This is a genomic window from Roseomonas sp. TS2, from assembly GCF_058833935.1.
Genome location: NZ_JCACVY010000029.1, coordinates 23,227 through 31,576, shown reverse-complemented (window position 1 = coordinate 31,576; position 8,350 = coordinate 23,227). Strand labels below are relative to the sequence as shown.

Sequence of the window (8,350 nt, the reverse complement as noted above, 5' to 3'; positions counted from 1 at the left end):
AGGCGCCCACCGGCCCGGCCCGGCCGGAGAGAAGCAGCGCCAGGAGCAGCAGCAGCGGCGTGGATTGCAACAGCAGGAGCATGATGGTCCGCATCCTCCCCGAGCCCAGGCGCTTCCGCCAGGGGGGCATGGGCATGGGCAGGGAAGCCTGGGGGGCTGACGGGCCTTGCGGGCGGGGCTAAGCCATTTCCACCACGCCGACGCCCGACCGGCGGCCACCGAGCAGGAGGACACATCCATGAGCGTATCCCTCGTCGCCCCCCGCAAGCTGCTGATCGGCGGCGGCGCGCTGGCGGAGCTGCCGGCCCTGCTGCGCGAGTTCGGCCTCTCCCAGCCCCTGGTGGTGACGGACCCGTGGATGGTCTCCTCCGGCATGATCGACCGCGTGCTGGCGCCGCTGGCCGCCGCCGGCATCGCGCCCCGCGTCTTCTCCGACACCGTGGCCGACCCGACCGACACCACCGTGGCCGCGGGCGTCGCCGTGCTGCGCGAGGTGCCGCATGACTGCCTGATCGGCTTCGGCGGCGGCAGCCCGATGGACACGGCCAAGGCCATGGCGATCCTGGCCGCCGCCGCCCCCGGCCAGCACATGCGGGACTTCAAGGTGCCCGCCAGCGCCGACCGCGCCGCGCTGCCGGTGATCTGCGTGCCCACCACCGCCGGCACCGGCAGCGAGGCCACGCGCTTCACCATCGTCACCGACACGGAGCGGGACGAGAAGATGCTGATCGCCGGCCTCGGTGCGCTGCCGCTGGCGGCGGTGGTGGATTACGAGCTGACCTTCAGCGTGCCGCCGCGCATCACGGCGGATACCGGCATCGACAGCCTGACCCACGCGCTGGAGGCCTTCGTCTCCAAGCGCGCCAGCCCGCTCTCCGACCTCTATGCCCGCGCCGCGATGCCGCTGATCGCGCGCAACCTGCGCACCGCCTATGCCAGCCCGCAGGACCGCGCGGCGCGCGCGGCGATGATGGAGGGGGCGACTCTGGCGGGCCTCGCCTTCTCCAACAGCTCGGTGGCGCTGGTGCATGGCATGAGCCGGCCGATCGGCGCGCATTTCCACGTGCCGCACGGCCTCTCCAACGCCATGCTGCTGCCGGCGGTGACGCGCTTCGGGCTGAAGGCGGGGCAGGCGCGCTATGCCGAGGCGGCGCGCCTCATGGGCCTGGCCGACGCCGCCACGCCGGATGCCGCCGCTGCCGAGGCGCTGCTGGCCGAGCTGCGCGCGCTGAACCAGGAACTCGGCGTGCCGAGCCCGCGCCAGTTCGGCATCGACCCGGCGGCCTGGGATTCGCGGCTCGGCACCATGGCGGCGCAGGCCCTGGCCTCGGGCAGCCCGGGCAACAATCCGCGCGTGCCGGAGGCGGAGGAGATCGTCGCGCTCTACCGCGAATGCTACGGCTGAAGCCTAGGCGCGGCGCCGCTGCCGGGCGCCGGCGCCGCCGGGCGCCAGCCGCGGCGGCAGGCTGTGCGCCGCGGCCCAGGCGGGCAGGGCGGGGCCGGGTAGCGGGCGGCTGATGGCATAGCCCTGCACCCGGTCGACCCCGGCCATGGCGGCGGCGCGCCAGAGCGCCGCGCTGGACACGCCCTCGGCCGTCACGCTCATGCGCCGCGCATGCGCCCGCGCCACCAGCCGCTGCACCAGGGCGCGGGCGCGGCGGCTGCGCGGCATGGCCGAGACCAGGTGCCGGTCCAGCTTGATGCCGGCGAAGGGCAGTTCCAGCAGCGCGGCGCGGTCGTCGTCGAGGCCCATGTCGTCGATCAGCACGGCATGGCCGGCGGCGCCGAAATGGCGCAGCGCCCGGCGCAGCGCGGCGCGGTCGCGCACCGGCGTCGTCTCGGTCAGCTCCAGCACCAGCGCGCCGGGGGGGAAGCGGGTACTGGCCAGCAGGCGGCGCAGCCAGCCCAGCGTTTCCGGCTCCAGCATCAGTTCCAGCGGCAGGTTCAGGCTGATCTGGCTGCCGAGCCGCGCCGCCCGTGGCGCCATCTCGGTGAAGGCCACCAGCGCCACCGCCTGGGCCAGGGCGCGGGAGAGCCCGTGCCGCTCCGCCAGGGGCACGAAGAGGTCCGGGCTCAGCGGCGTGTCGTCCCGCCGCTGCCAGCGGGCCAGCCCCTCCAGCAGCACCGGCCGGCGGTCGGCCAGGTTCAGCACCGGCTGGTAGCGTACCGCGATCTCGCCGCGCGCCAGTCCGAGCGCCAGCTCGTGCGGGTCGTCGGTGGGAATCTGCGGCGGCCAGGCGGAGAGGGTGCGCAGCGCCCGGGTCAGCGCCTTTACCTCGGGCGGCACGCTGACGAGGCCCGCCGTCTCGGCCGGGGGCCGCTGCTGCTCCCGCACCAGCACCAGCCCGGTGGGGGCGAAGGGGTCGCGGGCGGTGGCCATCAGGGCCGGCCAGCTCTCGCCGGCGGTGGAAGGCTGGCAGATCAGCCGCGCCGGGCGGTCATCGGCGCGGAACAGCTGGCGCAGCGCCTCGCGCCCCGAGGCGACGAACAGCGGCGCCATGTCGCCCGCGGCGTTCGAGGCCATTCGGGCGGCGGTCAGGATGGCAGGGTCATCGGCCAGCACGAGCGTGCGGAATGGCACGGCCGGCTGGCGCAGAACGGATGGGTGCGGCATGGGGTCCTTCGAGCCGCATATTAATAATTTGTTTCCGGTCTGTCTCCATGACAATTATAATCATATTCTCATTATTGAGAGCGGGCAGCGCTACCGTCTCAGGCTTCGGTCTTCCACCTCTGCTGCCAGGAGGTGATTTCCTGCGCCACCCGGGCCTGCCGGCTGCGGCGGCGATGGCGCCAGCCTTGGCGGGCAGCGCCTCGGCCTCCGCCGGGGAGCCATGGGCCGGGCCGCAGCAGGGCACGGTGCTGCGCTGCCGCCAGCGGCAGGCCCTGCTCGGCCGGGGGTTGGCAGGTCCGGCAGCAGCTCCAGCCGCGCCGCCTCGGCGATGCCAAGCCCGGTCAGCCAGGCGGCGCGCAGACCAGGCAGGGCAGGGAGAAGGCACCAATCCAGCGCCCATTGCCGGGGGGGTGCCCCCCGGCCCACCCGCGCCGGGTAGGTTGCGCGGCCGGATGCCGGAGCGGCGGGGCTGGCGCTCGAGGAAGGGGTGAAGGCGCCGGCGTGGAGGGCGCTGGCGCTGTCCGGCTCGGCGGATCGAAGGGCAGGGTGGTGCCCGCCGCCGCTGGCCCCGGCAGGGCCAGCGGCGGCGGGTAGGCTGCGGGCGCTGCCTCAGCGGCGCGGGGCGGCGCCCGGCGGGGTGGCCGGCGGGGCTGCCGGCGCCGGCGCCTCGGTGCCCCGCCGCAGCCGGTTCTCGCCCAGGAAGAGCAGGATCGGCGCGGCGATGAAGATCGAGGAGGAGGTGGAGGCGATGATGCCGAACACCATCGTCCAGGCGAAGCCGGAGAGCGCGTCGCCGCCGAACAGCGCCAGCGGCAGGGCGGAGAGCAGCAGCGTCATCGAGGTGCCGACGGTGCGGTTCAGCGTCTCGTTGATCGACTTGTCGATCAGCTGGCGCAGCGGCATCGTCTTGTACTTGCGGAGGTTCTCGCGCATCCGGTCGTACACCACGACCTTGTCGTTGATCGAGAAGCCGATGATGGTCAGCACCGCCGCCACCGTGGTCAGGCTGAACTCGATGCGGGTGATGGCGAGGAAGCCCACCACCTTGGTCGTCTCCAGCACCAGGGTGACGATGGCGCCGACGGCGAACTGCCATTCGAAGCGGAACCAGATGTAGACCAGCATCGCCAGCATCGACATGCCGAGGGCGATCAGGCTGTTGGCGAACAGCTCGGCCGAGACGCGGTTGCCCACCGCCTCGGTGCGCAGGATGCGCGCGCCCGGCGCCGCCTGCTCCAGCGCGCCGCGCACGGCGTTGACGGCGGCCTGGGTGGCGCCCTCCTCGCCCTCCTGGCCCTGCACGGGCAGGCGCAGCAGCACGGTGCTGTCGTCGCCGAACTGCTGCAGCCCGACATCGCCGAGGTCGAGGCCGCCCATGGCGCCGCGCAGGGCGCCGAGGTCGGCCGGCCCCTGGGTGCGGATCTCCATGATGATGCCGCCGCGGAAGTCGATGCCCTTTTCCAGCCCCGGATAGAAGGCGAGGCCGAGGGAGAGCACCGAGAGCAGGGCGGAGAAGGCGATGCCCAGCACGCGGCCGCGCATGAAGGCGATCTGGGTGTTGTCCGGGACGATCCGGAACAGCGGGCGGGAGAGGAACATGGGGCGCGTCTCCTCAGACCGGCAGGGTCTTGGGGCGGCGGGAGCGGTACCAGGCGGAGACCATCAGCCGCACCAGCACGGTGGCCGACCACATCGAGGCGATGGTGCCGATGGCCACCGTGACGGCGAAGCCGCGCACCGGGCCGGAGCCCAGCACGTAGAGGCAGGCCATGGCGATCAGGTTGGTCAGGTTGCTGTCCATGATGGTGCCGGAGGCCTTGGTGAAGCCCGCCTCCAGCGCGCTGATCGGCGGCCTGCCTGCCTTCACCTCCTCGCGGATGCGCTCGTTGATCAGGATGTTGGCGTCCACCGCCGTGCCCAGCGTCAGCACGATGCCGGCGATGCCGGGCAGGGTGAGGGTGGCGCCGAGCAGCGACAGGGCGGCCACCAGCAGCAGGATGTTCACCACCAGCGCCAGGTTGGCGAACCAGCCGAACAGCCCGTAGGCGAAGCCCATGTAGCCGATGACGAAGGCGGCGCCGACCGCCAGGCTGAGCAGGCCGGCGCGGATCGCGTCCGCCCCCAGCTCGGGGCCCACGGTGCGCTCCTCCACCACGGTGAGCGGGGCGGGCAGCGCGCCGGCGCGCAGCAGCACCGCCAGGTCGTTGGCGCCCGCCGCGTTGAAATTGCCGCTGATCTGGCCCCGCCCGCCGGTGATCGGCTCGCGGATGACGGGGGCGGTGATCACCTTGTTGTCCAGCACGATGGCGAAGGGGCGGCCGACATTCTGCCGGGTGATGTCGGCGAAGCGGCGGGTGCCCACGGAGTCGAAGGTGAAGTTCACCACCCATTCGCCGTTGCGGCTGTCCTGGCCGGCGCGGGCGTCGGAGAGGTTGGCGCCGTCCACCTCGATGCGGCGGCGGACGGGGTAGCGCGTGCCCGGCTGCTCGCCCTCCAGGAACTCGACGCCCGGCGGCGGCACGGCCGCCTGCAGATTGGCGTTCTCGTCCAGCAGGCGGAAGGTCATGCGGGCGGTGCGGCCCAGCAGCTCCTTGATCCGGTTGGGATCCTCGACGCCGGGGAGCTGCACCAGGATGCGGCTCTGGCCCTGGCGGGCGATCAGCGCCTCGGCCACGCCCGTCTCGTCGATGCGGCGGCGGACGATCTCGATGGACTGCTCCACCGCGCCGCCGGCCCGCGCCCGCAGCGCGGCCTCGCTGAGCGTGGCGGTGATGGTGCCGTCCGGCTGGCTGGCCAGCTCCACATCGGGGGCGGTGGCGCCGCCGCCCACCGGCACCGGGTTGGCCAGCTCGCGCAGCGCGGCGAGCGCCGCCTGGGTCTGCGCCGGGTCCCGCACGCGCAGCGTCAGGCTGTTGGCGGCGGGCTGCGCCTGCAGGTTCAGGTAGCCGATATTGGCCTGGCGCAGCCGGGTGCGGGCGCCATCGGCCAGGCTTTCCAGCCGCTCGCGCACCACCGCGTTCAGGTCCACCTCCAGCAGCAGGTAGGAGCCGCCGCGCAGGTCGAGGCCAAGCGAGATCTGCCGCGCCGGCAGCCAGGACGGAATGGCCGAGCGCGGCACGACATTGGGCAGAGACAGCAGAACACCCAGCAGGATGACGCCGAGAATGGCGGCGACCTTCCACCGCGCGAAGTACAGCATGGCCGAGAAGGCCCCCCAAGCTAGAGGGTGCGGAAAATGCTGCCCCGCCGCCGCCGATGCAACCCACCATGCATCGGCGGCAACTCTCTGCTACATCCCGCCGCCTCGGACAGAGGGATCGGGCAGGGCATGCGGCTGAAGCTGGGCGTCATCGGGGCGGGGCATTTCGGGCGGTTCCACACGCTGAAGGCGGCCGGCGCGTCCCGCCAGGAATTCCCCCGCGTGGAGTTCCTGGGGCTGGCCGACGCCGACCCGGCGCGCGCCGCCCAGGTGGCGGCCGAGGCCGGCACCCGCGCCTGGGAGAGCGCCGGGGCGCTGATGGCGGCGGCCGATGCCGTGATCATCGCCGCCCCCACCGCCTTCCACCACGGACTCGGCATGGCGGCGCTGGCGGCGGGCTGCCATGTGTTCATCGAGAAGCCGATCGCCGCCACGCTGGCGCAGGCGGACGCGCTGGTGGCCGAGGCGGCGGCGCTCGGCCGCGTGCTGCAGGTGGGGCATGTGGAGCGCTACGGCGCCGGCATGGCCACGCTGCGCGGCAGCGGCGGCGTCGGCCGGCCGCTCTACATGGAGGCGGTGCGCGTCGCCCCCTTCCGGCCGCGCAGCCTGGACATCACCGTGATCCTGGACCTGATGATCCACGACCTCGACCTCGTGCTCTCGCTCGCGGGCGCCGACCTCGTGGGGGTGGAGGCCTTCGGCGCCACGATGGTCTCGGAGCGGACGGATTTCGCCAACGCCCGGCTGCGCTTCGCCAATGGCGCCCAGGCCACCATCACCGCCAGCCGCGCCAGCCTGGCGATGGAGCGGCGGCTGGTGGTGCACGGCACGGAGGGCGTCGCGCGGCTGGACTTCCTGGCGCGCGAGATGACCCTGGTGCGCAAGGGGCGGGGCGCGCCGCTGGAGCAGCTCCCCGGCCACGGCATCGAGACCCTTTCCTGGCAGGACCACGACAACCTCGAGGCCGAGCAGGCCGCCTTCGTCGCCGCCTGCCTCGATGGCGCGCCGGTGGTGGTGGACGGCGTGGCCGGCCGCGCGGCGCTGGATGCGGCGCTGCGCGTGGAGGCGGCCTGCGCGGGGTGAACGGGCCAGCCCCGCGCGCGGGAACGGGTTGACGCGGGCGCCGGGGCGCCCCTTCTTGCAGCGGCAGCATGACAGAGGGGTCCCGCCGCATGAGCGCCTATGATTTCGACCTGTTCGTCATTGGCGGCGGCTCGGGCGGCGTCCGGTGCGGCCGCATCTCGGCCGGGCACGGCGCCCGGATCGGCGTGGCGGAGGAGCGCTTCTGGGGCGGCACCTGCGTCAATGTCGGCTGCGTGCCGAAGAAGATCATGGTGCACGCCGCCGAATACGGGCAGTGGGCCGAGGAGGCCCCCGCCTTCGGCTGGCGGAACCAGAAGGGCGAGCATGACTGGGCCACGCTGGTGGCGGCGCGCGACGCCGAGGTGGCGCGGCTGAACGCCATCTACGCCCGCCTGCTGGGCAATGCCGGCGTCACCACCTTCAACGCCCGCGCCACCTTCCTCGACCCGCACACGCTGGATGTGGGCGGGCAGCGCGTCACCGCCGAGCGCATCGTCATCGCGGTGGGCGGGCGGCCGCAGCGGCCGGAGATCCCCGGCGCCGAGCTGGGCCTGGTCTCGGACGATCTGTTCACCCTGAAGGAGCGGCCGCGCCGCATCGTGGTGGTGGGCGGCGGCTACATCGCGCTGGAATTCGCCTCGCTGCTGCGCGGCCTGGGCTCGGAGGTGGACCTGCTCTACCGCCAGCCCCTGCCGCTGCGCGGCATGGATGGCGACCTGCGCGAGGCGATGGCCGAGGCGCTGGGCCACCAGGGCATCCGCCTGCACCCCGGCCAGATGCCGGCGCGGCTGGAGAAGGCGGGGGAGGGCGTGCGCCTGACCATGGAGGACGGGCTGGTGCTGGAGACGGACCAGGTGATGTTCGCCACCGGCCGGGTGCCGCACACCGACGGGCTGGGGCTGGAGCGTGCCGGCATCGCCCCCGGCCGCTCGGGCTGCGTGCCGGTGACGCTGGAGCAGGCCACCGCCCAGCCGCACATCTTCGCCATCGGCGACGTGACGGACCAGCTGAACCTGACCCCCGTGGCCACCGCCGTGGGCCATGCCCTGGCCGACACGCTGTTCGGCGGCCACCCGCGCACCGCCAGCTTCCAGAACGTGCCGACGGCGATCTTCACCTCGCCCCCCGCCGCCACGGTGGGGCTGAGCGAGGAGGCCGCCGCCGCGCAGGGGCCGATCGACGTCTATGTCGCCCGCTTCACGCCGATGCGCCACACCATCAGCAAGGCGGCGCGCAAGACGCTGATGAAGCTGGTGGTCTCCCGCCGCACCCGCCGCGTGCTGGGCGCCCACATGCTGGGCGAGGACGCGGCGGAGATCATGCAGGGCATCGCGGTCGCCATCGTCGCCGGCGCGACGAAGGAGGATTTCGACCGCACCATCGGCATCCACCCCACGGCGGCGGAGGAGTTCGTCACGCTCCGCACGATCACCCGCCAGGTGGGGTGAGGGGCC

Annotated in this window: 6 protein-coding genes; 3 read left to right on the top strand and 3 right to left on the bottom strand. The window is 73.5% G+C overall.

The features are described from left to right. The first annotated feature begins 238 nt into the window (after nucleotides 1–238). Complete coding sequence (locus tag ACZJYS_RS07630; protein WP_493176919.1) at nucleotides 239–1,405, top strand: iron-containing alcohol dehydrogenase; 1,167 nt, start codon at nucleotides 239–241, stop codon at nucleotides 1,403–1,405. Between the two features lie 3 nt (nucleotides 1,406–1,408). On the opposite strand, the gene ACZJYS_RS07625 is transcribed toward ACZJYS_RS07630, so the two are convergent. The 3 genes from ACZJYS_RS07625 to secD form a co-directional block, all read right to left on the bottom strand. Further along, a complete protein-coding gene (locus ACZJYS_RS07625; RefSeq protein WP_493176916.1) occupies nucleotides 1,409–2,614 on the bottom strand; it encodes an EAL domain-containing protein in 1,206 nt (401 codons plus the stop codon). A 609-nt stretch (nucleotides 2,615–3,223) separates the two neighbouring features. Then, a complete protein-coding gene (gene secF / locus ACZJYS_RS07620) occupies nucleotides 3,224–4,213 on the bottom strand; it encodes a protein translocase subunit SecF (protein WP_493176914.1) in 990 nt (329 codons plus the stop codon). Nucleotides 4,214–4,226: 13 nt separating this feature from the next. After that, the gene (gene secD, locus ACZJYS_RS07615; protein WP_109515200.1) at nucleotides 4,227–5,813 is read right to left on the bottom strand and encodes a protein translocase subunit SecD; all 1,587 of its coding nucleotides are present in this window, start codon (nucleotides 5,811–5,813) and stop codon (nucleotides 4,227–4,229) included. 129 nt (nucleotides 5,814–5,942) lie between these two features. Between secD and ACZJYS_RS07610 the strand changes: the two genes are divergently transcribed. Both ACZJYS_RS07610 and gorA read left to right on the top strand, forming a co-directional pair. Then, nucleotides 5,943–6,896, top strand: coding sequence for a Gfo/Idh/MocA family protein (locus tag ACZJYS_RS07610; RefSeq protein ID WP_109515201.1), 954 nt, complete (start codon nucleotides 5,943–5,945; stop codon nucleotides 6,894–6,896). An 89-nt stretch (nucleotides 6,897–6,985) separates the two neighbouring features. Beyond that, entirely contained in the window at nucleotides 6,986–8,344 is a 1,359-nt protein-coding gene (gene gorA, locus ACZJYS_RS07605; RefSeq protein ID WP_493176911.1) for a glutathione-disulfide reductase, read from the top strand. The last annotated feature ends 6 nt before the right edge of the window (nucleotides 8,345–8,350 follow it).